The following is a 23,590-nucleotide window of genomic DNA, read 5'->3' as shown; positions in this document are numbered from 1 at the left end:
GGCACACTACGTGAACGCGAACAGAATGACAAATTATACGTCCCTAAACTTTTCAAACATGCTCTTACATATCCCAATTAAAAAATCACCTCCAGCAAAGTTCAGTTACTGGAGGATAGAATCAAAGACATTGGAATGTGGACTAGTCTTGATACCAATTTATCCTGCTCACCAAGCAATTCACTCTATCGAAAGGAAAGGTTTATTAGTTATCTTCAATACGTCAAATGATGGATTTTTGTAATTTTTCCTGGTAGCTCAAAATTCTCTTGAATTAAGGAATTAGGACTTTATACCGAACCCTCTATACCAAAAATAGGGCATCAATATAGATGCGCTACCAAAGCCGCTTAGGGACTACCTCAAGCGGTTTTGTAGTAAGTTTCTTGGCTGGTTTAGATACCGAATGATTAAAATTAGCCAAATCTTGGTGCTTTTTAGGCAAATAAATCATCAGGCATATTAGTCAGGTGCGTCAGATACAGAAAATTTGTTAATTTCTACCGAATTTTGGAGTCTGACGCACCCTACAATCTTACATGGAGTGTGGCACGCAGTTTTAGTCCTAAAAAAAGACCCCCGGTTATAGACCGAGGGATTCTGCAAGTCGGAATTATCGCACAAAGACATTCGCGAATCTAGGATAACAATGCAACAAACAGAAAATCTGCCAAAATGCCAAATACAAAAAGCTTTAGTATCGAAGTAATCAATAAATCAATAAAATAGTATTACTTTTATTAAAATTGACAAAATGCGAGAACTATATCCACTTATCCAACCTTACCGAGAAGGTAATTTACAGGTTTCTAACTTGCACACGATTCATTTTGAAGAATCAGGTAATTCCCAAGGTCAGCCAATTGTTTTATTACATGGTGGTCCTGGTGGTGGATGTCCATCATTTTATCGGCAATATTTCCACCCAGAAAAATGGCGTTTGGTAATGTTTGATCAACGTGGTTGTGGTCAAAGTCTTCCTCATGCTGAATTACGGGAAAATACTACTTGGGATTTAGTCAGCGATATTGAAAAATTACGTGAACATTTAGGTATAGAAAAATGGGTGGTATTTGGTGGGAGTTGGGGGAGTACTTTGTCTTTGGCCTACAGTCAAACCCATCCTTCTCGTTGCCAAGGATTAATTCTGCGTGGTATTTTCATGCTCAGACCAAAAGAATTGCGTTGGTTTTATCAAGAAGGTGCTAGCTATATTTTTCCTGATGCTTGGGAAGAATACCTTAAACCTATTCCCATTGCTGAACAAGGGGATATGATTACGGCTTATTATCAACGCTTGACTAGTCCAGATTTACAAATTCAATTAGAAGCTGCGCGTGCTTGGTCAATCTGGGAAGCGAGTACAAGTAAATTGTTATTAGATCCGTCGTTGATACAGCAGTTTGGTGATGATGAATTTGCAGCAGCTTTTGCGCGGATTGAATGTCATTATTTTATGAATCGCGGATTTTTTGAACCTGATAATCAATTGTTATTAAATGTTGACTGTATCCGTCATATTCCAGGGGTAATTGTGCAAGGACGTTATGATGTGGTTTGTCCAATGGTATCGGCTTGGGAATTACATCAAGCTTGGCCAGAAGCGGAATTTATTGTTGTTCCTGATGCGGGACATTCGATGAGTGAACCGGGTATTCGTAGTGCTTTGATTGAGGCGACAGATAAGTTTGCAGATTTGTAACCTAATCTTCTGCTTGATTTTCTACAGATGTTTTTTGTATCACGCAGAGGCACAGAGTGGGAGAGTGCAAAGGGGATGGAGATTAAACTAGTTGATAAGGGATTTTCAGTGGTAGTTACAGCATATTTCAGGTAAATGAAGTACAAATTAAACCAAAGATTAAGGATCAAGCAGGTTTTGCTCCTGACTCCTGACTCCTGCTGTATATTACCACTGACTAAATTAATTACTTTTTCACTACTTTTAAACGCTGGGTGATCATGGTCATGCCATCATTACGGAGAATGACGGCAGAAATCCATTGGTGTCCGGGGGTAGATGGTGCGAGTCCGGTTTTAAATAGTCCTCCAGCGGTGAGTAATTCTAGGTTTACTGCTGTGGGGTTAAGATATTTGTTTGGTTGGATGGTTTCTTCTAGCGCACTTCCCAGGAGGAAATCATTTCCTAATGGTTCTTGAACGATCGCATCAAAGTTATATTTCTGACCTACTTTTACCTGTTCTGGCAATTTCATTTCTATTTGCGGTGGTTTGCGCCCAGAGGTAAGTTGGGTGCGTTCTGATAAAATGTCTTGACGCAGGATTTTTGTACCTGAAAGACGCTGACGGGATGTAATTGTAGAATTGAGAGCTAGGTTCTGACTGTTAGTAGAAGGTAGACCAGTGATGGTGGTGACTGTTTCTGCAATGATGTTCTTGCCTTCAGTTTTCCAAGATTGTAGGCGTGTGCTGTATCGTAGTTGGGGATAACGCTTCCAAAAAGACTTCAATGATTGTTCCATTGTTTGGCGGTTTAATCCATCGCCATGAGTGAAATTGGGGCTGTAAAATTGCATCACACCTTTAACATCACCTTTGCTGGAAGCTATATCAATTTGAGTTAGCAGGGTTTTAAGTGCTGCGGGTGCTGTGTCTGGTGTATTAGCTTGAGCAATTTGCCGATTACTACTGAAACCAAGTGTCAGTAAGAACGAAGCTAGGGAAATACCCACAGGAAAGGTTTTGTTGCGTTTCATTAATAAGGCAATAATGTTAGTCATTAGTAAGAGTTTACTGATTTGATAAGAGAAAGTAAGGAATTTGTTTTATCTTAGTTAAGCTAGGCGCTAAATGGTATAGCTTTGATGGCAAACGCACCAATACGATTACTGATAGCTGCTAGTGGGACTGGTGGACATTTGTTTCCAGCGATCGCACTGGCGCAAAAACTGCCAAACTATGAAATTGAATGGCTCGGTGTCCCCAACCGGCTAGAAACGCAGCTTGTTCCAAGTCAATATCCTCTGAATACGATTGCAGTTGAAGGCTTTCAGCAAGGTTTCGGTCTTTCTTCTCTCCGAATTTTGTTGAAGCTGATGGGTTCAATTTTAGAGGTGAGACGCATTCTTAAACAGGGTAATTTCCAGGGATTATTTACTACGGGGGGTTATATTGCAGGGCCTGCGGTGATTGCGGCTCGTTCTTTGGGTTTACCTGTGGTTTTTCATGAATCTAACGCTTTACCCGGTAAAGTTACCCGCTTTTTTGGCCCTTGGTGTAGTGCAGTGGCGGTGGGATTTGAAGTTGCTGCAAAATATTTACCCCGTTCCAAAAATGTGTGTGTGGGTACTCCGGTGCGATCGCAATTCCTAGATGCAGGAGTTGATATTACTCTAGACTTACCAATTCCTGACGGTGTTCCCTTAATTGTCGTTTTTGGCGGTAGTCAAGGCGCAGTGGCGGTTAATCAACTAGTTCGTCAGTCTGCTCAAGCTTGGTTTGACGCTGGCGCTTATATAGTACATTTAACAGGCGATCAAGATCCAGAGGTGGATAGTCTGCAACATCCGCAGTATATATCTTTGCCTTTTTATGACAATATGGCAGCTTTGTTGCGACGGGCAAATTTAGCTATTAGTCGTTCTGGGGCTGGAAGTTTAACAGAATTGGCGGTATGTGGTACACCAGCAATTTTGATACCTTATCCCTTTGCGGCTGAAGATCATCAATCTTATAATGCAGCAGTTTTTACTAATGCTGGTGCAGCGTTGACTTTTAAACAGTCGGAGTTGAAACCAGAGATATTACAAAAGCGCGTTTTGGAGTTATTACAGTCACCCACAGAGTTAGCGAAAATGGGAGAGAGGGCAAAAGCGATCGCATCACCCGATAGTGCTGATAAGTTAGCAGCTTTGGTGCGGGAACTTGTAGAACAGTAGAAAGCGTTTGCGTAGCGCATACTACAAACACACAGAGGATGCAGAAGGTGAGAATTGCTGATTTCAAATCTTCGTGTTCTGCTTTGCGCCTCTGCTGCCCATCTCTTAAAATGTAAAAGTAGTCCGAAGTACACCTACGGTTGTAGTCTCATTTTTACTATTACCTTCTGGGTTAAACAGAACAAATGCACCAGGAGTGATGCTGATATTATCGCTAACTCGAACGCGGTAATAGGCTTCTAGATGGTAAGGAGTCGCTCGATTTTCACCTGTGGGTGTAAGTTGAGCCGAACCACTGACATCACTACGGTAAAGCGGCTGACCAAAAATAATCCCCGCATTGTTCCCTGACTTAAATAAATCTTTGAAGTGAACTCCTAGCATCCAACTAGTAAAGGTAGTAGAAGCATTCACAGTATTAGAAGAAGCCTCAGTCAACAGAGCTGCACCGTAGCCAGATAAGGCTATTTTGGGAGAAAATCGCCATGTTAGCGTACCCCCAAAGGAGTTGAGTTTAACGGGTGTCCCAGTCTCAACACCAGCTAAAGCATTAATATCACCATTAATTAATCCCGTACCCAAAATATTAATTTCGTGATAACTATTGGCATAGTTTAGACCAATATCTAGATCACGACTGGGCTTGAAGGTTAACTGTGCAGCAATAACACCACTCCCACTAAATAAACCTCCCCCCAACGGTGTTGTAGAAACTCCTGGGATTACCTCATTAGGAGATTTTTGGGTTAAATTGGCATTGACACTACCGTATAAAGCTCGTAAATCTAAATTCGGGGAAATAGTATAAATAAATCCCGCCGCCGATGCTAAACCAGTACCTGAAGTCCCACCAGAAACCCGTAACACAGGATTCAAGCCGGCAAAACGAGAAATTGACTCTTGTCCTTCACCATAAAAAGGCGTAATTGCTGGGAAAGCATCTGATGTTTCCGCAGCACTTCCCGCAAACAATGTTAATTTATCAGCGACGGGAAAGATATACAGCAACTTGTAAAGCTGAACACTGTTTGCACCGACACTCGACAAAGTATTGACATTTATTCCTGGAAATTGTGGCTCAAAACTGGTACGAGCGCTACTAGCACTTAAAAGAGGTGCAGCTAATCCTAAACTTTGTTGCAGGCTACCTTGTCCATCGGCTCCACCCAGAAAGTTATAAGCTTGCAATCCAGTAATTAATAAATCTTTACCAGTGAAACTAGTGGTGAGATTTAACCGTAGTCTATTGACTAGGATGATATTAGAGCCGCTCTGATTAGGAGCGCCGCCAGTAGCACCAATAGCCGAAATAATTGCCTCTCCATTCAATTTAGTAGTCGTAGAAAACTGATTTGCTTCTAGTTCTGCTGTGCGAGCTTCTACAGCATCTACTCGACCCCGCAATGTTGCCAACTCTGCCGCAAATTCTTCTTGCAGTTTCTGCAACGTGGTTAAATCTTCTTTCTTGACCAAATCAGTAGTTGCAGTGGCAATTAATTCGTTGATTCGGTCTAAACAAGCATTTAAGCCAGCAGAAAATTCATAGCGAGTCATTGCCCGATTACCGCGATAGGTTTGATTGGGATAACCTGCGATACATCCATAGCGCTCAACTAAAGATTGGAGTGCCTGAAAAGCCCAATCGGTCGGCTGTACATCAGACAATTGGGATACGGATGTTATTTGTGCAAGTTTATCATCATCTGTAGATATATCTAAAGATGGTGATTTGACTGGCTGCAAAGAGTGAACAGCAGAATCTACTTCTAAATTTTGACTATTTTTAACTAAATCGCTTTGATAAGAATCATTTTTTTTATAGCTACCATCATCTTGATTAACAGCTAAGTTTTGATCCGCTATTTCTAAATTTGGAATGGCTTGTACAGGTGATAACACAGAAAATAAGCACAAAAACCCCATTCCACTAGCAGAAACTAGCAAATATTTTGCCATGATAACTCCTAATATCTATAAATTCGGGACAAATTTAATTGCGATTTTCAAATATCATTGATAAGTAAATTTAAGGTAGATTTAGCAAAAGAATATTGTGAACCCTAAAATTTTGGATAACAACATTTTTACTGAATCACCTTATCTCGCAAGTATTAAATTATAGTAAATACTATTTATGGCAATAATTCACAACAGATGATATTGATAGTTCTTATAATTATTATTAACAAAATAATATTAAATGAGTTTGATTTTGTGATAACGAATATAGAACCCCTGTATTCGCTGCATTCCTTGTGTAATCAGAAAGTGAACCCCAATCAACACCCGAAAAGGTTGAGTTATGCCTTGACAATAGGTTTTTCTTTATTCAGCAAGCCCTCAACTAGTAATAGTCAGATCGCCTACCTAATGAAGATGAAACTTGAATAAATGATTTTTCCAATGCTATTTTTATGCCCAATTTCGTATTTTCTTAGCTACTGCTGACGATACAGGTATTACTGATAAACGATTTCCTGGTCTTACTAAAAGTAGTTCATCAGCAGTAAATTTTTCTTTGAGTGTTGATAGTGTAATAGGATTAGAAAAATTCTCAACAAATTCCACTCCTACTGTTTGCCAGCGTGGGGATTCAGGAGTTGATTTAGGGTCATAATATTTACTTGTTGGCTCAAACTGTGTTGGATCAGCAATACCTATTTTAACCACACGCATTAACCCCACAATCCCAGGGGGATTAGTATTAGAATGATAAAAAAAAGCTAAGTCTCCTAGCTGCATTTGGCGGAGAAAATTGCGAGCTTGATAATTGCGGACACCATCCCAAATAGTCTCATGCTGTTGTTGGAGGTCAGCAATACTATAAACTTCTGGTTCTGATTTCATTAGCCAATAATTTATTGAATCCATATTTTTAAGATTTTTAATAATACTTATTTGTGTGAATTACCGCACACTATTCCTTGTAAGTACAGTGTGGGCTTCTAAATTTATCAAATGTTGAGGTCACGTAAAGCCAGACGAATTTGCTCTACACGTCTGCGATTGACTCCAAGATCAGAATCTCCTACACGAGAGGCTGAACGTATATGAATTACTGGCTCATTGGCAGGTAAATAAAATTCTACATCATCAATAAATTTGAAAATCCGACTTTTAGAAAGAGCATGAATGTAATTATCTGTTTGTTCTATTACTTCTGTCCTGGGTACAACTGATAGAACTTTTAGTAATGTTTCTCTAGCTTGATCATGGTCTAGATGATAGGGAATTGCTTCAATGGTGTGTTCAGCATCAGCATTATTTTGACTGACAACACAATTAGGGGAAGCTGGACAAGAGGTGAGATGACCTGACTCAATTCCTAAAGCCCACGTAATGTCAGGAAATATTAAAATATTTATGGTTAAAAGTATTGCGAAAATAACACCCTGTAATTTCTGTGAAAACATATTTTTTCTGATGGCTACAATTACAATATCAAGTTTATTACATTAACCTAATAATTAGGCTTTTACTTTCTGATTATCTAGAAAGCCAAGAAACAATATTAACATATATCGCTCCTAAATGAGATATTTATCTCTGAGAGCCGTAGGCATAACATCTATTTGTTCTCTGCCTCTGTGTCCCCTAAGTTTCCGTGCTATGCGCTGTGTGAACGTTGAAATATTTTGTTCACAACTGAGAAAGAATTGCTATATCAAAGGTTAAATAAGCGATCGCGTCCCGTTGTTTCTGCATTGCCAGTCTTGGGTGTAATATGAAGTGGGGATCGCTATTGTCTATCCCCAATTCAAACCACCTACAGCAACATCTACACTTTTGTCAAGACTAGACATAAGGGGTCTAACCCCTGGTATCTTAGTTATACGGGGATCAAAATTACATGATTATGGAGGTGCATCATTATGCTTAGGGGTAACACCAAGAAACAATTCACTCATTACCCTCTAATGGCGTTATTAGTTACAGGAGTGCTAGGTGCATATTCAACCATTGAAAACATTGGTTATGGAAAGGAAATCCATACTGACCGAAAATTAGCTTACTTAACATCTCCAGCTAAATCTAATAAAGCCACTGCGGTAAAAACTTCTAACCCTATCAAAACCCTAGACGAAAAAAAAGCTTTCAATTTAGTCTGGAATTTGCCACAAGTGCAACGCAAAGCACGAGAAATTGCCAGCCTTTCTAGAGGGAGTATAAAACTTGCAGCGCTTGTTGAAAGTTCTCCTACTACAGATACACCCTTTTATGTAGTTAGCGTGTTTGAAAATCATTCAGACAAAACTACTAGTCCAGTTTATTGGTTTCGTGTGTCCAGTTCTAGCGGTGTGATTGAACCTTTAGATGTGGTGCAGAACGAATATATAGCATTAGAAAAATGGAACCCTGATGGACGATGATAATAGTTATCAGGTTGTAGTGGACTAACTTACTACTACAAATCGTTTCCCCGTTATTCCGACTCCTTGCATTTTGCTTTTTTTGATAAAAAACTCTTTTTAGTAATAAAAATGTCTGAACAAAAGCTTATAAACCCTTGGAATTATAAACCTTGGTGGTGTCAACCTTGGTCAATAATACTGACAGGTATAACTTTAATTAGCGGTAGCTGGTTAATATTTAAAATCATCTGGTTAACAATTCTCGTTGCGATACCTCTATTAATTTGGATGGGATTTTTTGTATTAATCTGGCCAAAACTCATGATTCAAAGTGGTTTTAGAGAACAGGTAACAGGGAACAGGGAATAGGGAATAGGAGAGAAAAATATTCTTCCTCCTGACTCCTGACTCCTGACTCCTGACTCCTGACTCCTGACTCCGAACTCCGAACTCCTGACTCCTGACTCCGAACTCCGAACTCCGAACTCCTGACTCCGAACTCCGAACTCCGAACTCCTGACTCCTGACTCCTGACTCCTGACTCCTGACTCCGAACTCCGAACTCCGAACTCCGTTCGCGTAGCGTCTCCGAAGGAGAAACTCCGAACTCCGAACTCCGAACTCCTTACCAATTAATTAACAACTTGGCTACCATGACTACGAGGATCATCTTGATTACCATCAGCTGATATTGGGGCTGAAAATTTGGAAGTCTGTCCGCTGGCTTGGGCATAAGGAAGGGCAGAACCACTGATTAAGGCTTCCAAATTGCTGGACATGATGGAACGGGGTATATCGCCAATTGCTTCAGCTACACCTTCTCCTTGCTTGCCCAAAAACACAAAATGAGGAATGCCATCTACGCGATATTTGAGCATTTCTGGCAGCCATTTAGTATTATCTACGTTCAACATGACAAAATTGAGCTTGTCTGCATACTGCTGTTTTAACAAGGCCATATCAGGAGCCATTTTTTGGCAGACGGTACACCAATCAGCATAGAATTCTACTAAAGAGGGTTGATTATTGGTGAGAGCAACTTCTAAGGGTATGGAGTCTTGATCTAATTGGGTGAGGGAAACTGAGTCTGTCTGGGTTCGGAGTCCTAAAAATAGCGCTAAACTTAATGCGATCGCTACAATGACAATGAGGAAATTTCTCACACGTCTGCCCAAGGTAGATTCAGGCTTGATGGGAGAATTCACAGGTGCATCTGTACTCATAATTTATTTATTAAAACTTATTAAGCATTTTCATTTTACCTATTTATGAAAAAACGAGTTACCCTCACCTTTCCTAAACGTGCCATTCAAATGCCTGTGACTTACCGACTAGCAAAAGATTTCAACGTTGCAGCGAATATTATCCGCGCTCAAGTTGCCCCCAATCAAATTGGTAAATTGGTGGTGGAACTATCCGGGGATATTGATCAGTTGGATGCAGCGATTGAGTGGATGCGATCGCAACACATCAGTGTTTCCCATAATTTAGGGGAAATAGTGATTGATGAAGATGTATGCGTTGACTGTGGTTTGTGTACTGGAGTTTGTCCGACTGAAGCCCTCTCCCTCAATCCAGAGACATATAAACTCACATTCACGCGATCGCGTTGCATTGTCTGTGAACAGTGTATTCCTACTTGTCCAGTACAGGCTATCTCAACCAATCTCTAAAACTTCTCAGTCCACCTGATGTTACTTCACTTAATTTTTGTTTATTTAAATTTCAATGCACAAGTGATAGTTACCTGAGTTCGGAGTTAGGAGTTAGGAGTTCGGAGTTATGATTTTTTCAACGAGAGAATAAGGGTTTGAGACTCTTAGTGGAGGTATTTTTCCACAAATTATCTTATGTTGAACTCAGGTGATAGTTAGCAAATTATGCACATCTATTTTAAATTATCAAGTATCTCAAGATACAAAATACCAAATGTTGTTAAGTATCAATAGTTGTTAAAAAAATATATAAAAGGATAGAGGTTAATTTTTGACTAGTGCTATCATGCAAAAACCTGCTAAATAGTTAATTATTATCAATATGAATTTAGTCACAACCACAACAATTAAAACTCTAGGAGACTGTGCATATCAAGCAATTGAAAAACACTTTAAGAAAACTATAAAATGGGAAAAATCAGTCAAAAAAGATGAAGATCCAGAAGCAGTACACCAAATGCGTGTAGGAATGCGTCGTCTACGCACAGCCGTTAGTAGATTTGAGAGATATTTAAATTTACCAAAATCAGTCAGTGATAAAAATATCGGTAAACTTGCCCGAATTTTAGGTAGTCTTAGAGATTTAGATGTACTCAAAGAAATTCTGGAAAATAATTACAAACCCCATTTAGTTGAAAAAGAACAAGAATTTCTACAAACAGCACTTACTACATTATATAAACAACGGGAAACTGCATTTTCTCATGTTCAAAAAACCTTTAAAGATGAAGCTTATAAATCTTTTAAAAATCAATGTGAAACTTGGTTAAAAAATCCCAGCTATCAAACTTTCTCATCTGTACCTATTCATCACGTATTACCAGATTTACTATCGCCAGAAGTTAGTGAATTTTGCTTACATCCAGGATGGCTAATTGGTACTAAAATTGTTAAATCAGAAATATTAGTGCAAAAAAAATGGACACCAAGCCAATTAGAAGAACATCTCAAAATAGAAGGTGAAACCCTGCATAGTTTGCGAAAACAAGCCAAACGTCTACGTTACCAAATGGAGTTATTTACTGAATTATATGATGAGTCTTTTGCCGCACAGATTAATGATGTCAAAAATATCCAAGAAATCTTGGGAATGATCCAAGATAATATGGTTTTACATGAGTGGTTAGAGAATATCTTCAAATCAGAACTTGACACTCAATTGCGAGGGCTAACGACGTTATTAGCCGCAAATCGTTATCAATTATGGCAAGAATGGCAACCGCTACAACAACGTTATTTGCAAGCGGATACTAGATATAATTTACATTTAGCGGTACTACAACCTACAGTTTCGGGTAATGAGGAAAAGGAAACAAAAGATTAATTTAAGTAATTCAACTTTGTATAAAGAATGCAGATGATAAGCTGTTGTGCATTTAATTTGTATTAAGTATGGCGGGCAAGATGCCCACCCCACAGGATTTAACCATTTGAGGATTATCCAATCTAGGTGCGTAACAGCTTATCAGTATTATCGCTGTCAATATCCACAATTAAATATTTATTTGAGAATATTTTGATACTTTAAACTAAGGAGTATTATGATAATATTTTTCATTTATTAGCTGCTATATTTCCAGGATATCTTTATTTTAATGAAAAGTATTATCAAGTATTTATTAGAACCTAGTAAGAATATTTTATCAATACTGGGAGCAAAATTACTTAAAAAATAATTATCGAATGAAATCTAAACACTACTCTGTGCAGAGATTTTTTGCGACTAACAACTGTAATTGGTTGGTAAGGGAAATGTGGTTTAGAAATCCAACTGCTCTAAGTAAGCAGCAAGTATAAGTCATTTATGAGACTATATTCCTTGCCGTGCTATCCTGATTACTTGAAGTAATTATTTTTATTTAGTAAGGGAGAATAAAATCTGAGATTTTTGAGAATTCTTCTTGATTCATTGTCCAAATGCATGGTATTGATTGAGACTGTAAGTTTATTGATAAAACTTCCTGATTAAGTGACTTGGAGGCTAGAACATTGAAAAATTCGACATTGATAAAAGCTTCAGCGGCAACTTTAGCTTTTATGCTGAGTTCGGGAATAGGACTGAGTGTGAACGCACAAACCAAAACCCTGACTATCTATTCTGGGAGAGGGGAAAAACTAATTAAGCCATTGCTCGAACAGGCAGAAAAAGATTTAAAGTTGAATATTCAAGTGCGTTATGGTGATACAGCTGAGTTAGCGATCGCACTTTTGGAAGAAGGCAAAAATAGCCGTGCAGATATATTCTTTGCTCAAGATGCCGGTGCATTAGGGACTTTAGAAAGACAAAAGCGCACACAAACCATTCCTCCCAACTTACTCAACCAAGTAGATTCTCGCTTCCGCTCACCCAAAGGACATTGGATGGGTATTTCTGGACGCGCTCGTGTCCTTAACTACAACACTAAGCTAGTCAAAAAGAACCAACTACCAAATTCCATCTGGGATTTAACCAAACCCCAATGGCGTGGTAAAGTAGCATGGGCTCCAACTAATGGCTCCTATCAGTCATTTGTCACAGCGATGCGGGTACTAGAGGGAGAGCCAAAAACTCTACAATGGCTGCGAGCAATGAAAGCCAACGGTGTCAAAGATTACCGCAATAACACAGCAATTGTGGAAGCACTAGGACGAGGTGAAACTCAAATTGGTTTAGTAAACAACTACTACCTAGCTAACTTCAAAAAAACTAACCCTAATGTTCCTGTGGCTACTCACTACACCAAAAAAGACGCAGGATCGATGATTAACATCGCTGGGGTGGCAATTATGGACTCCACCAAGCAAAAAGCCGAAGCAGAAAGATTTATTGCCTATCTACTCAAACCGAGTTCACAAACATATTTTGCTAAAGAAACTAACGAATATCCCTTGGTTAAAGGAGTACAAGGCCCAGCCAACCAAGTACCACTCAGCCAGATTAGCCGCCCAAATATCAATCTGACTAACTTGAATGATTTGCCAGGAACTTTGGAATTATTACAGGAAGCGGGAGTTTTGTAGAAATTGAAATCGGTTCGTCCTCCATTATTTCTCACATTAGCGGCTGGAGTAGTGGCAATATCCATTGCTCTACCGCTAGTTTACTTAGTCATCCGCACCATAGGTATTGGTGGGGATGAGTTATGGAAATTGATATCTCGTCCTCGCAATATCTCAGTATTCTTTAATAGTGCGGCAATGGCAGCAACAGTGACTATATTTTCTGCACTGATTGCCGTGCCGTTAGCATTTTTAACTGTGCGGACAGACTTACCAGGCAGGAGGTTTTGGCTAATAGCGACAACATTACCTCTGGCAGTTCCCAGCTATGTAGGTAGTTTTGCTTTGATTGCAACTTTAGCACCCAGAGGTAGCTTTTTGCAGTTGTTATTAGCACCTTTAGGGGTGGAAGAATTACCTTCTATTTATGGTTTTCCGGGGACGGTGTTAGCCATTACTTTATTTACCTTTCCATATCTGCTATTAAGTGTCCGTTCTGGATTGCAAGGGATAGATCCTTCCTTAGAAGAAGCTGCCCAGAGTTTGGGTTATAGCAATCGAGAAACCTTCTTTAAGGTGGTTTTACCTCAGTTGAAACCATCCCTGATTGCCGGGGGGTTATTGGTAGCTTTGTATGCTTTGCGGGACTTTGGGACACCTTCTTTGATGCGGTTTGATACCTTTACAAGGGTAATTTTTCTGCAATATAAAGCTAGTTTTAACCGGAATTCAGCAGCGGCTTTATCATTAATGTTGGTGATATTGGTGCTGTTGATTTTATGGTTAGAGTATCGAGTGCGATCGCGTGCAGCTTATTATAGTCGTGGTTCAGCTTCCCTACGTCCACCCAAAATTAGCAAATTAGGCATTTGGAAATGGCCAGCATTTGCATTTTGTCTACTCATTACTAGCTTAGGCGTAGTATTACCAGTAGGTATCACCTTATTTTGGTTAAGCAGGGGATTCAACAGCGGCTACAACTTTCCTAACTTACTACCATCTGCCCTGCACTCAATTTTGGCTGCGGCACTAGCAGCTTTAGCTATCATCATCTTTGCCCTACCAGTGGCAATTTTATCAGTTCGCTTCCCCAGTAAAATTACAGCCATGATTGAACGCTGTTCTTACTTAGGATTTGGTGTACCGGGAATTGTCGTCGCCTTATCTCTAGTATTTTTTGGGGCTAACTATCTACCATTTTTATACCAAACCCTACCAATGCTAGTGTTTGCCTATTTAGTGTTATTTTTACCGCAAACAGTAGGAACAGTCCGCACCTCCCTTTTACAAGTCAATCCCCAACTAGAAGAATCAGCCCGAAGTTTAGGAAGAACAGCTTGGCAAAGTTTAAAAGATGTCACCTTACCACTAGTGCAACCGGGGATATTAAGTGGTGCAGTCTTGGTGTTTTTGACAGCTATTAAAGAACTTCCCGCAACCATGTTATTAGCACCCATCGGTTTTAATACCTTAGCCGTGCAAATTTGGCAAGCTACAGAAAATGTAGACTTTGCTGATGCCGCTGCTGGTTCATTAGCGATGTTATTAGTTTCTACAGTTGCAACTTTATTAGTGTTATCTCAAGAAAATATCAAAAAAGAGAAAATTAATATCAAACCAGAAATCCAAACCAAGTTCTAATTTCCTGTTCTCTGTATTTCCTTTGTAATTCAGCCATGCAACAAGCAATTCTTAATTTACAGAATGTCACTAAGCAATTTTCCCAAAGTGTTTTTCCCGCAGTTAATAATGTATCTTTAACATTGCAACAAGGAGACATACTGGCATTACTTGGCCCATCTGGTTGTGGTAAAACTACACTGTTGCGATTAATTGCTGGCTTTGAACGTCTGCAAGTAGGAACAATCGAAATTGCTGGACAGGTAGTTAGTAATAATTCAATTAGCATACCACCCGAACAGCGTGATATCGGCGTTGTCTTTCAAGACTATGCCCTATTTCCCCATCTCAATATTTCAGAAAATGTTGCTTTTGGCTTAAAACAATTTAGTAAAGAGCAAAAACAAAAGCGAGTCGCTGAAGTTATAGAATTAGTTAGACTCCAAGGTTTAGAAAAACGCTACCCCTATGAACTCTCTGGAGGACAACAGCAACGAGTCGCTTTAGCTAGGGCTTTAGCACCAAAACCCCAGATTATGCTTTTAGATGAACCATTAAGTAATCTGGATATTCAAGTTAGATTAAGATTGCGGGAAGAAATTCGAGATATTCTTAAAGCCGCAGGGACTTCAGCTATTTTCGTTACCCATGATCAAGAAGAAGCACTAGCTATATCTGATGTGGTTGGAGTCATGCAGCAAGGAAATTTAGAACAACTAGGCACACCAGAAGAAATTTATACCCATCCATCATCCCGGTTTGTAGCTGAATTTGTCACTCAAGCTAACTTTATTTCTGCTCGTCGTCAAGGTAATTTATGGGAAACCGAAGTTGGTAGTTTTAGCATCCCAACTGATTTTAACTGCGATACTGGCGAAATCATGATCCGCCAAGAAGACTTGCTTTTAAAACCAGCTACGGATGCACCTGTTGTTATTACTACCCGCCGCTTTTTAGGACGGGAATATCAATACTGTTTAAAAACTCTTTCGGGAAAAGAGATTCATGCGCGACTCATGGCGACTAAAGCCATACCTGTAGGTACAAAGGTAGAGTTATCCATAACAGGTAATGGTGTACACATTTTTCCTGCAAAAAGTTAGGGTGGCTAAAAGTACGGGTGTTTTCAGGTATTCGGGCGAGTTAACCACATTTTTTTATTGCACGCAGAGACGCTGAGGCGCAAAGAGGAATTAAGAGTGTGGTCTAATTACATGAAAACTGCTGTCATTTCTGGAGATGTCTATTAGTTGTCAAATCCTCTTTTTCATCCTGTTCATCCTTAAATCCTGGACATCCTGATTCTGACAATTAAATTAAATCAGCACGGGGTTTAAAGGTTTCAATTTCCCGCAATTTTTCGTAAAGTTGTCTTTCTTCATCTGTAATATTTTTGGGTGTGACGATTTGAATTTCTACTAATTGATCGCCGCGTTTACCGTTGTCACCAGGATAGCCTTTATTGGCAAGACGAAATCTTTGACCGGATCTCACTGCGGGAGGAATGGTCATTTTTACTGGCCCGTCTAGGGTTGGTGCTTCTACTTGTCCTCCTAAGACTGCTTCACTGGGAGTTACAGGAATTTGACAGAAGATATTTGCACCTTCTAGTTTAAATAATGGATGGGGGTCTACGGTAATTTTTAAGTATAAATCGCCGCCACCAATGCCTTGATTTCGCAGACGGATGGTTTGACCTGTTACCATTGCTGGAGGCATAGTTACTTCAAGCGATCGCCCATCTTCTAAACGAATGCGTTCGTTACCACCTTGATAAGCCTTTTCTAGGGGTAAGGTTAATCGAGCTCTATATCCCTGCGGGTGGTGCGGGGTGGGGTGTTAACTGTATATGAAACTTTGGTTCTGGGAGTCCGAAACGGGTCGCTAGGAGTGGTATTAGCTGCGGTATTTTTATTATCTTGGCGGCTGCTGACACCAATTACCGTATTAATAAAACTTTCAAAATCAGGAAACTCGCTGGGGTCTACTTCCTGATTAGTGCGACCGTTGGCACGATTATCTCCCCAAGCTTTGGGTTTTTGTGTTTGTTTAGCACCAGCAAAGCCTTTTTGTTTCCAGTAGCGGCTAAACTGGTCGTATTGCGATCGCCTACTCGGATCGGAAAGGATTTCATAAGCCTCACCAACAGTCTTAAATTTTTCTTCTGCTTCCTTGTTACCTGGATTAAGATCAGGGTGATATTGCCTTGCTAACCTGCGATAAACTTTTTTTATTTCTTCGCTAGAGGCTTCTTTCGTTACTCCCAAAATCTCGTAATAATCCCGAAAATTCTGCAAATTTTGCATAATAAGTTATTAGTTATCAGTTATTAGTGGGAACAGGGAACAGGGAACAGGGAACAGGGAACTGCTAATATTTATCTTTCTTCTGCCTTCTGCCTTCTGCCTCCTGCCTCCTGAATCTAAAATCCAAAATCTAAAATTACTTTAGAGCCAATCATCGTCATCATCCCAATTATCCTGATAGCTGGGACGGCTTCTGCGTGGGGGAGGACTATCATAAGAGGAAGAACGATTTTCTCGACCATAGTCTTTGCCATAGTTGTTGGTATTATCTCTGCCATAGTCCCGGCTGTAAGAATCCCGTTCTCGATAGGTTTCTCTGGGATAATCCCGTTCTCGTTCTTTTTCTTTATCGCCAGTAAAGATGTCACGGATAGCGCCAAACAAGTCTTCGTCTTCATCATCAGCATAATACTCTCGCACCTCCCTATTTAGCTCATACAGAGCATCTTGCAGGTCAGCGTAGGCTTGGTCAATACCGCGATCGTCATCATCTTTTAAACTTTCACGCAGTTCTCGGCAAATATTGTCAATGCGTTGGCGACGGTTACGGGCAAATTGCATCCCCATTTCTAAGGCTACTTCCCTCAATTGCCGTTCCGCTTGCAAAATTAAGGCTTCGGAACGAGTGCGTTTTTCTACCCGTTCTTTCCTTTCCCGGTCGATGTCGGCGTATTTTTCAGCATCTTGAATCATCCGATTCACTTCTGATTCACTTAAAGTAGAAGCGCCTTGAATTGTGATACTTTGCTCTCTACCAGTAGTCCGATCTAAAGCCGTTACCTGTAAAATACCGTTGGCATCAATATCAAATGATACTTGAACTTGGGGTATACCTCTGGGCGCTGGTGGGATGCCATACAGCTTAAACCGTCCTAAAGACTTATTATCTGTTGCCATTTCTCTTTCACCTTGGACAACGTGGATTTCTACGCTGTTTTGGTTATTTTCAGAGGTGGAAAAAATGTCAGAGCGTCGTACTGGTATAGTTGTGTTGCGGGGAATCAGTTTTTTCATCACGCCACCAATGGTTTCTAATCCCATAGATAGGGGTGTGACATCTAACAGCAACACATCTTTGAGTTCACCTGCGAGAATGCCTGCTTGAATAGCAGCACCAACGGCCACAACTTCATCAGGGTTGACGTTTTCGTTGGGTTCGATGCCAATTAAATCCCGAACTAGCTGTTTTACCATCGGTATCCTTGTGGAACCGCCTACTAGTACAACTTCTTCAATATCTCTAGATGAAAGTCCGGCATCTTTTAGCGCCCGTTTAACAGGGGTTCGCACTCTGCTGATTAAGTCAGTACAAAGTCCTTCAAATTGCGATCGCGTCAGGCGAGTTTCTAAATGCTTGGGGCCATCTTCTGTGGCAGTGATGAAGGGTAAGTTAATATCCGTGACGCTAACGGCAGAAAGTTCTATTTTCGCTTTTTCTGCTGCTTCCATTAATCTTTGCAAAGCTTGGCGATCGCGTCTTAAGTCTACACCTTCTACTTCTAAAAATTGCTCTGCCAACCAATCAACTATTTTTCTATCAAAATCATTACCACCTAACTGGGTATCTCCACTAGTGGCTTTAACTTCAAATATGCCATCTCCTACTTCCAAAATCGACACATCAAAAGTTCCACCACCCAAATCAAAAACCAAGATAGTTTCCGTTTCACCCCGATCTAATCCGTAAGCCAAAGAAGCCGCAGTTGGTTCATTGAGAATTCGCAGCACATCTAAACCAGCTATTCTGCCCGCGTCACGAGTAGCTTGGCGTTGGGAATCATTAAAATAAGCAGGAACAGTAATCACAGCCCCAGTCACAGCTTCTCCCAAATAACGACTAGCATCATCTGCCAATTTCTTCAGCACCATAGCTGAAATTTCCTCTGGGGCAAATTCCTTATTTAGTCGTGGACAAGCAACTTTAATATTGCCTATGTCATCTTTGCGGATAGTATATGGCACACGCTTGGAATCTGGGTTCAGTTCACCATATTTCCGCCCAATAAAGCGTTTCACCGCAAAAAAGGTATTTTGGGGATTCAGAACCGTTTGCCGTCTTGCCATTTGCCCAACCACCCTTTCCCCTTCTTTGCTGAAGCCAACGACTGAGGGGGTTGTTCGCATTCCTTCTGCATTGGCAATCACCACCGGCTTGCCACCCTCCATCACGGCGACTACTGAGTTGGTTGTACCCAAGTCGATGCCGACTACCTTGCCCATGCGTTACTCTTCTCCTAAGCGTTTCTTATACATTTATTATGATTAGGCGAGACTTCCTCTTGCTTGGCGCTCAATGATGAAAACCGCCCAATGGTATAATTATCACCATTAAATCAAGAATTGGAAAAATTTTAGCTTGAGGCGCTACTTGCTTGCACTAGGATAGCATTTGCAGTGAGGCAACAGGGAATCAGGAATAGGAAACAGAAAATAGGTCAGAATTTTAATAACCACCAATTACCAATCTTTAACTTGACATTAAAACAGCGATTAAAAAATCATTTACAAGAGATAGCACGAGAACGCGATCCCTATATGGCAACTGCGGGACATTTTTTTGTTCAAGAATACATTCGCCAACAATTTTCCCAATGGGGAAGTGTGGAAATCCACACCTTTCAAGTAGGGACTAAAAGCTGCAAAAACTTGATTTTAAATTTACCCGCTTCAGCAAAAAAGCAAAAGTTAGATTTACCACCCATTTTAATCGGCGCTCATTATGATGGCGTACCTGGTACAGTAGCTGCTGATGATAATGCTACAGGTGTGGCTGTTTTATTAGAATTTGCTAGAAATTTTGCCGCTGAACCAATTAAATATCCGTTGCGTCTAGTGGCTTTTGATATGGAAGAATATGGATTACTGGGAAGTGCTGATTATGCAACTTTGTTGCGCGAACAAGGGCAAAAGCTACGCTTGATGATGTCTTTGGAAATGTTAGGGTATCGAGATTCTAACCCTGGTTCCCAAAGTTACCCTTCTCCTTTAGGGCTGATTTACCCAAATCGTGGTGATTTTATTGGGTTAATTGGTAATTGGCGGACTTTGGGCGATTTAATGAGTTTAAGTCGCAGTATTCGCCAAGCTGGTGTACCGAGTAAATGGCTACCAGCACCGAATCGCGGTTTAATAGTTCCCCAAACTCGACTCAGTGATCATGCTCCTTTTTGGGATCAAGGTTATCCAGCAATGATGGTGACAGATACTGCTTTTATGCGAAATCCGCATTATCACAAACCAAGCGATACTATTGCTACTTTGGATTTAGATTTTCTCACAGGTGTCTGTGAGGGTTTGGAAATTGGTATTAGGCGGTTGTGAAAAATTACCAATCAAATATGTAAGAATTCAGGAGTCAGGAGTCAGGAGTCAGAAGTCAGGAAGAAGAATTAGAAGGAGATCTGAATATTCTCAAATCTGGTTAAACGAACGGTTTTTGATGCTTTCATCGCTTATTTTTTGCACATTCTCCAACTTTTTTCAGCCTGAAACTGTTGATATATCTATGTTCTTGGTTTATGCCTAACGGCACACTCTGCGGTAAGCGAAGCTATGCCCGCAGGGCTTTACAGCAAACCCTACATAAATAACTGGCGTTCAGATCATATATCTTCTTTGTATGAATGGACGCTAGGAGTCAAACTAATTAAGTCATCAATATTCCGTTTCATTGTGTTACAAATATTATCTAAAGGTAAATCATTGGCATCATAGCCAAATGGATTTTCTATTTCTAAACCAATGGCTTCAATACCCAATAAGGTAAAGCTAACTAAAGCCGAAATAAATCCTGTCCACCAACCAAGATTTTCGACGATTTGAAATGGTAATAACAGGCAATATAATAATAATAATTGCTTGAGATGAATGGCATAGGCTAGGGGAATAGGCGTTTTTAAGATGCGTTCACAAGAGCCTAAATTATCAACCAAAATATTTAATAATTGTTGTAGAGAGTTTAATTGGTAGCTGTTTAAGCAATTGCGGTTGTATTGTTGTTGTAAGTAATCACTAATCCAGAAAGCTATTTCTAGAGGAGGATTATTCATTTGTTTGAGCTTGATATACCGAGAAGTTGGCATTAATTCTTCTAATTCACTATTTATAGCTTCGCTTCGTAAATGCAATTTTGTCGCTACTGCAAAAGCTACTAATAAATTTAAAGTATCAATTTTATGGTCTTTATCTTCTATCGAAATTTCATCAACAGATACCCAAATTTGCCGTGATAAATTTCGGACTGTGTTAACTATAGAACCCCAGATTTTTCTGCCTTCCCAAAACCTTTCATAAGCTGTATTTGTGCGAAAAACTAGTAATAAACCTAAAACAATGCTAGGAATTACAGTTCCTAAAATAGGTTGAGAAACTGGTACTTTAAAATAGTAAAGTACTGAAACTAAAATGCCAAATATTCCACAGCCAATAACTCGTAGATAAATGGCTGTAATTACGGAACCTTTAATCTGTAGAGCAATTTTAAACCATTGCAACCTTTTGTTTGCCATGTAGTTTTTCTCAATCAACTTAGATGTTTGGTAAATCTACAATTAAAAATAAATCCGCATAAATAATAATTGCATTCAATTTTGTATATTTAAGTGCCGCTGAGATAAGCAACTCGTTCTTACAAACAAATATATTAGCGAAATTGCTAATACAAGCGTGTTGTTACACGTAAATTAGCAATGTAATATAATTTTATGTATATTTGCTTAGTAAAAATTTAATAATTATGAGTTTAAGTAATTATTAGCACAATCAAGAACATATATTATTAATTTCTAAAAAGCAAGCTTTCATGGAGCTTGAATGTTTACGTGAATTTCCTAGAACACCAATTTTTACAATACCTGACTACCATATTATTTGCAAATAATTCTTTGATTAGCATTGCACAAGTTAACCATGCGTCTATATTATCAGATAAAATGAATTATTTGTCCGTTGGCACACTCGGCTGTTATATATGTCCAAAACTTACACCGTAGAAATTAACCACCAAGGCAAAATTCATGCTTTGCAAGTTCCTGAAAATGAAACTATCCTCTCAGTTGCTCAAAATTCTGGTTTAGATTTGCCAACTTCTTGTGGTGCTGGTGTTTGCACGACTTGCGCGGGTCAAATTACTGAAGGTGAGGTAGACCAAGCTGATGGTATGGGGGTGAGTCTAGAATTGCAAAAACAAGGCTATGTGTTGCTTTGTGTGGCTAAACCTCTTTCTGATTTAAAAATTGACACAGAAAAAGAAGACATAGTTTATCAAAAGCAATTTGGTAAAGACTAATAAACTGGGTAATCGGTGATTGGTAAGGGGTAATAAAATTTTACAAATTACCAATTACCCATTACAAATTAACAAAAAATGGCTGTATTCTAGAAATTACCATTATATAGGTTTGGCTGTCATGACTACTCATTTTATTAGTGCCGAAATCGCCCTCCAAGAAACTCCTACAGAATTGCAAAAAGTTATTGAAGCCGAATTGAAAAAACAAGGTGAACCCTTGCGTTGGGCTATTACTTCTGTAGACGAAGAACGGCAAAAGGCTACTGTGGAAGCCGTTGTAACTACGGCTAGTAATAAGTAGTAAATAAATTAGATGATTGTGGCGATTTATCATCGCCTTATCTAATAATTATGCAACGTCCATATACAGCGATTTTAATTATTCCTACTGGCATTGGGGCAGCAATTGGCGGTTATGCTGGTGACGCATTGCCTGTGGCTAAAGTTATATCACAGGTGTGCGATCGCTTGATAACTCATCCCAATGTCATGAATGGCGCTAGTTTGTATTGGCATATTCCCAACACTCTGTATGTTGAAGGTTATGGACTAGATAAATTTGCTGCTGGGGAATGGGGTTTGCGTCCTGTTCACCGTAACCGAGTAGGTTTACTTTTAGACCAGGGCATTGAACCTGAATTAATGCTCAGACACCTGCAAGCCGCAGATGCAGCTAGAGCCACCTTGGGTTTAACCATTGCAAATCATGTAATTACAGATGCCCCGTTAAACGTAGAATTGCGTACTTCTGATTCTGGTGCAAGCTGGGGAACAATTGGCAACCCAGACAGCTTACTGCGAGGGGCTGAGATATTGATTCAAAAAGAACGAGTAGATGCGATCGCAGTTGTTGCTCGTTTTCCCGATAACATAGATGAAGAAGCAGCCCAAAACTACCGTCATGGTCATGGTGTAGACCCCCTAGCAGGCGCAGAAGCAGTAATTAGCCATCTATTAGTCCGCACCTTTCAAATTCCTTGCGCCCATGCTCCCGCCCTTGCACCAGCCTTTCCAGATCCCAATTTATCCCCCCGTTCGGCTGCTGAAGAATTAGGTTATACCTTTCTACCTTGCGTCCTTGTCGGCTTAAGTAGCGCTCCCCAATTTATCGTCAAAAGAGAAATTATTAATTCTTTACCAGCAGATATTTGGGCAGATCAAGTTGATGCTGTTATAGTACCTGCAAATGCTTGTGGTGGCAGTGCCTTACTAAGTTTAAGCCAGAAGCAATGCCAAATAATTACAGTTGCAGAAAATAAAACTTTAATACAAGTTCCTGCCCCAGCATTAGGGATCAACTCTATACAGGTAAACTCATATTTAGAAGCAGTAGGTGTATTAGTAGCTCACAAAGCTGGTATAAGTCATTCATCATTAGTCATTGGTCACTCGATTTTGGATTTACGTTAGCGAAGCGTACGCAGCGCAG

At 39.8% G+C, this 23,590-nt stretch carries 21 protein-coding genes and 1 pseudogene; 13 read left to right on the top strand and 9 right to left on the bottom strand.

From position 1 onward, the window contains the following. Positions 1 to 754: 754 nt before the first annotated feature. A complete protein-coding gene (gene pip, locus AC012T_RS22820; RefSeq protein WP_487061031.1) occupies positions 755 to 1,702 on the top strand; it encodes a prolyl aminopeptidase in 948 nt (315 codons plus the stop codon). Positions 1,703 to 1,928: 226 nt separating this feature from the next. On the opposite strand, the gene AC012T_RS22815 is transcribed toward pip, so the two are convergent. Further along, positions 1,929 to 2,741 (bottom strand): nuclear transport factor 2 family protein, encoded by an 813-nt coding sequence (locus AC012T_RS22815; RefSeq protein WP_487061029.1) that lies wholly within the window; start codon positions 2,739 to 2,741, stop codon positions 1,929 to 1,931. An 84-nt stretch (positions 2,742 to 2,825) separates the two neighbouring features. Here AC012T_RS22815 and murG point away from each other — a divergent pair, with 84 nt between their 5' ends. Next, complete coding sequence (gene murG / locus AC012T_RS22810) at positions 2,826 to 3,899, top strand: undecaprenyldiphospho-muramoylpentapeptide beta-N-acetylglucosaminyltransferase (protein WP_487061027.1); 1,074 nt, start codon at positions 2,826 to 2,828, stop codon at positions 3,897 to 3,899. A 105-nt stretch (positions 3,900 to 4,004) separates the two neighbouring features. Here the strand turns inward: murG and AC012T_RS22805 are convergent, their stop codons facing one another. The 3 genes from AC012T_RS22805 to AC012T_RS22795 form a co-directional block, all read right to left on the bottom strand. Beyond that, positions 4,005 to 5,855, bottom strand: coding sequence for an iron uptake porin (locus AC012T_RS22805; RefSeq protein ID WP_487061025.1), 1,851 nt, complete (start codon positions 5,853 to 5,855; stop codon positions 4,005 to 4,007). A gap of 456 nt (positions 5,856 to 6,311) precedes the next feature. Next, positions 6,312 to 6,770 (bottom strand): EVE domain-containing protein, encoded by a 459-nt coding sequence (locus tag AC012T_RS22800; protein ID WP_487061023.1) that lies wholly within the window; start codon positions 6,768 to 6,770, stop codon positions 6,312 to 6,314. Positions 6,771 to 6,853: 83 nt separating this feature from the next. Then, positions 6,854 to 7,312: a DUF1499 domain-containing protein gene (locus AC012T_RS22795; RefSeq protein ID WP_487061021.1), complete on the bottom strand. Its 459-nt coding sequence runs from the start codon at positions 7,310 to 7,312 to the stop codon at positions 6,854 to 6,856. A gap of 459 nt (positions 7,313 to 7,771) precedes the next feature. On the opposite strand from AC012T_RS22795, the gene AC012T_RS22790 reads away from it, so the two are divergent. After that, on the top strand, positions 7,772 to 8,269 hold the full coding sequence (locus AC012T_RS22790) for a hypothetical protein (protein ID WP_487061019.1): 498 nt from the start codon (positions 7,772 to 7,774) through the stop codon (positions 8,267 to 8,269). Positions 8,270 to 8,380: 111 nt separating this feature from the next. Then, positions 8,381 to 8,620, top strand: coding sequence for a DUF6737 family protein (locus tag AC012T_RS22785; RefSeq protein ID WP_487061017.1), 240 nt, complete (start codon positions 8,381 to 8,383; stop codon positions 8,618 to 8,620). Here AC012T_RS22785 and AC012T_RS22780 read toward each other — a convergent pair. After that, positions 8,578 to 8,883, bottom strand: coding sequence for a hypothetical protein (locus tag AC012T_RS22780; protein ID WP_487061015.1), 306 nt, complete (start codon positions 8,881 to 8,883; stop codon positions 8,578 to 8,580). The two genes, AC012T_RS22785 and AC012T_RS22780, sit on opposite strands and share 43 nt — an antisense overlap. Continuing rightward, entirely contained in the window at positions 8,884 to 9,474 is a 591-nt protein-coding gene (locus AC012T_RS22775) for a thioredoxin family protein (RefSeq protein ID WP_487061013.1), read from the bottom strand. It abuts the gene before it with no gap. 45 nt (positions 9,475 to 9,519) lie between these two features. Between AC012T_RS22775 and AC012T_RS22770 the strand changes: the two genes are divergently transcribed. The 5 genes from AC012T_RS22770 to AC012T_RS22750 all read left to right on the top strand — a co-directional run bounded on the left by AC012T_RS22770 (position 9,520) and on the right by AC012T_RS22750 (position 15,668). Continuing rightward, entirely contained in the window at positions 9,520 to 9,924 is a 405-nt protein-coding gene (locus AC012T_RS22770; RefSeq protein WP_487061011.1) for an NIL domain-containing protein, read from the top strand. A gap of 364 nt (positions 9,925 to 10,288) precedes the next feature. After that, positions 10,289 to 11,290, top strand: coding sequence for a CHAD domain-containing protein (locus AC012T_RS22765; protein WP_487061009.1), 1,002 nt, complete (start codon positions 10,289 to 10,291; stop codon positions 11,288 to 11,290). Between the two features lie 713 nt (positions 11,291 to 12,003). Then, a complete protein-coding gene (locus tag AC012T_RS22760; RefSeq protein WP_487066708.1) occupies positions 12,004 to 12,966 on the top strand; it encodes an iron ABC transporter substrate-binding protein in 963 nt (320 codons plus the stop codon). A gap of 3 nt (positions 12,967 to 12,969) precedes the next feature. Continuing rightward, complete coding sequence (locus tag AC012T_RS22755; protein ID WP_487061007.1) at positions 12,970 to 14,586, top strand: ABC transporter permease; 1,617 nt, start codon at positions 12,970 to 12,972, stop codon at positions 14,584 to 14,586. Positions 14,587 to 14,621: 35 nt separating this feature from the next. After that, entirely contained in the window at positions 14,622 to 15,668 is a 1,047-nt protein-coding gene (locus tag AC012T_RS22750) for an ABC transporter ATP-binding protein (protein ID WP_487061005.1), read from the top strand. 208 nt (positions 15,669 to 15,876) lie between these two features. On the opposite strand, the pseudogene AC012T_RS22745 reads toward AC012T_RS22750, so the two are convergent. Both AC012T_RS22745 and dnaK read right to left on the bottom strand, forming a co-directional pair. After that, positions 15,877 to 16,871, bottom strand: a pseudogene (locus tag AC012T_RS22745) (DnaJ C-terminal domain-containing protein). A gap of 141 nt (positions 16,872 to 17,012) precedes the next feature. After that, positions 17,013 to 19,091, bottom strand: a complete 2,079-nt coding sequence (gene dnaK, locus AC012T_RS22740; protein WP_487061003.1) for a molecular chaperone DnaK — start codon at positions 19,089 to 19,091, stop codon at positions 17,013 to 17,015. 252 nt (positions 19,092 to 19,343) lie between these two features. Here dnaK and AC012T_RS22735 point away from each other — a divergent pair, with 252 nt between their 5' ends. Beyond that, positions 19,344 to 20,192 carry a M28 family peptidase gene (locus AC012T_RS22735; RefSeq protein WP_487061001.1) on the top strand — a complete coding sequence of 283 codons (849 nt, stop codon included), beginning with the start codon at positions 19,344 to 19,346 and terminating at the stop codon, positions 20,190 to 20,192. A gap of 281 nt (positions 20,193 to 20,473) precedes the next feature. On the opposite strand, the gene AC012T_RS22730 is transcribed toward AC012T_RS22735, so the two are convergent. After that, entirely contained in the window at positions 20,474 to 21,379 is a 906-nt protein-coding gene (locus AC012T_RS22730) for a bestrophin family protein (RefSeq protein ID WP_487060999.1), read from the bottom strand. Between the two features lie 461 nt (positions 21,380 to 21,840). Here AC012T_RS22730 and AC012T_RS22725 point away from each other — a divergent pair, with 461 nt between their 5' ends. The 3 genes from AC012T_RS22725 to AC012T_RS22715 all read left to right on the top strand — a co-directional run bounded on the left by AC012T_RS22725 (position 21,841) and on the right by AC012T_RS22715 (position 23,571). Further along, complete coding sequence (locus AC012T_RS22725; RefSeq protein ID WP_487060997.1) at positions 21,841 to 22,158, top strand: 2Fe-2S iron-sulfur cluster-binding protein; 318 nt, start codon at positions 21,841 to 21,843, stop codon at positions 22,156 to 22,158. 121 nt (positions 22,159 to 22,279) lie between these two features. Further along, positions 22,280 to 22,462, top strand: coding sequence for a hypothetical protein (locus AC012T_RS22720; protein ID WP_487060995.1), 183 nt, complete (start codon positions 22,280 to 22,282; stop codon positions 22,460 to 22,462). A gap of 50 nt (positions 22,463 to 22,512) precedes the next feature. Further along, on the top strand, positions 22,513 to 23,571 hold the full coding sequence (locus tag AC012T_RS22715) for a DUF3326 domain-containing protein (protein WP_487060993.1): 1,059 nt from the start codon (positions 22,513 to 22,515) through the stop codon (positions 23,569 to 23,571). The last annotated feature ends 19 nt before the right edge of the window (positions 23,572 to 23,590 follow it).

It is taken from the genome of Anabaena sp. EIM26 (genome assembly GCF_057568715.1).
Note: the sequence above shows the minus strand (reverse complement) of the source record. Positions and strands in the feature narration are given on the sequence as shown.

Bases quoted from the DNA above. Each gene is read 5' to 3' on its own strand.
- AC012T_RS22765 (WP_487061009.1), top strand. From the start codon at position 10,289: ATGAATTTAGTCACAACCACAACAATTAAAACTCTAGGAGACTGTGCA.
- AC012T_RS22730 (WP_487060999.1), bottom strand. From the start codon at position 21,379: ATGGCAAACAAAAGGTTGCAATGGTTTAAAATTGCTCTACAGATTAAA.
- AC012T_RS22750 (WP_487061005.1), top strand. From the start codon at position 14,622: ATGCAACAAGCAATTCTTAATTTACAGAATGTCACTAAGCAATTTTCC.
- murG (WP_487061027.1), top strand. From the start codon at position 2,826: ATGGCAAACGCACCAATACGATTACTGATAGCTGCTAGTGGGACTGGT.
- AC012T_RS22785 (WP_487061017.1), top strand. From the start codon at position 8,381: ATGTCTGAACAAAAGCTTATAAACCCTTGGAATTATAAACCTTGGTGG.
- pip (WP_487061031.1), top strand. From the start codon at position 755: ATGCGAGAACTATATCCACTTATCCAACCTTACCGAGAAGGTAATTTA.
- AC012T_RS22770 (WP_487061011.1), top strand. From the start codon at position 9,520: ATGAAAAAACGAGTTACCCTCACCTTTCCTAAACGTGCCATTCAAATG.
- AC012T_RS22775 (WP_487061013.1), bottom strand. From the start codon at position 9,474: ATGAGTACAGATGCACCTGTGAATTCTCCCATCAAGCCTGAATCTACC.
- AC012T_RS22725 (WP_487060997.1), top strand. From the start codon at position 21,841: ATGTCCAAAACTTACACCGTAGAAATTAACCACCAAGGCAAAATTCAT.
- AC012T_RS22720 (WP_487060995.1), top strand. From the start codon at position 22,280: ATGACTACTCATTTTATTAGTGCCGAAATCGCCCTCCAAGAAACTCCT.
- AC012T_RS22790 (WP_487061019.1), top strand. From the start codon at position 7,772: ATGCTTAGGGGTAACACCAAGAAACAATTCACTCATTACCCTCTAATG.
- dnaK (WP_487061003.1), bottom strand. From the start codon at position 19,091: ATGGGCAAGGTAGTCGGCATCGACTTGGGTACAACCAACTCAGTAGTC.
- AC012T_RS22805 (WP_487061025.1), bottom strand. From the start codon at position 5,855: ATGGCAAAATATTTGCTAGTTTCTGCTAGTGGAATGGGGTTTTTGTGC.
- AC012T_RS22715 (WP_487060993.1), top strand. From the start codon at position 22,513: ATGCAACGTCCATATACAGCGATTTTAATTATTCCTACTGGCATTGGG.
- AC012T_RS22800 (WP_487061023.1), bottom strand. From the start codon at position 6,770: ATGGATTCAATAAATTATTGGCTAATGAAATCAGAACCAGAAGTTTAT.
- AC012T_RS22815 (WP_487061029.1), bottom strand. From the start codon at position 2,741: ATGACTAACATTATTGCCTTATTAATGAAACGCAACAAAACCTTTCCT.
- AC012T_RS22760 (WP_487066708.1), top strand. From the start codon at position 12,004: ATGCTGAGTTCGGGAATAGGACTGAGTGTGAACGCACAAACCAAAACC.
- AC012T_RS22795 (WP_487061021.1), bottom strand. From the start codon at position 7,312: ATGTTTTCACAGAAATTACAGGGTGTTATTTTCGCAATACTTTTAACC.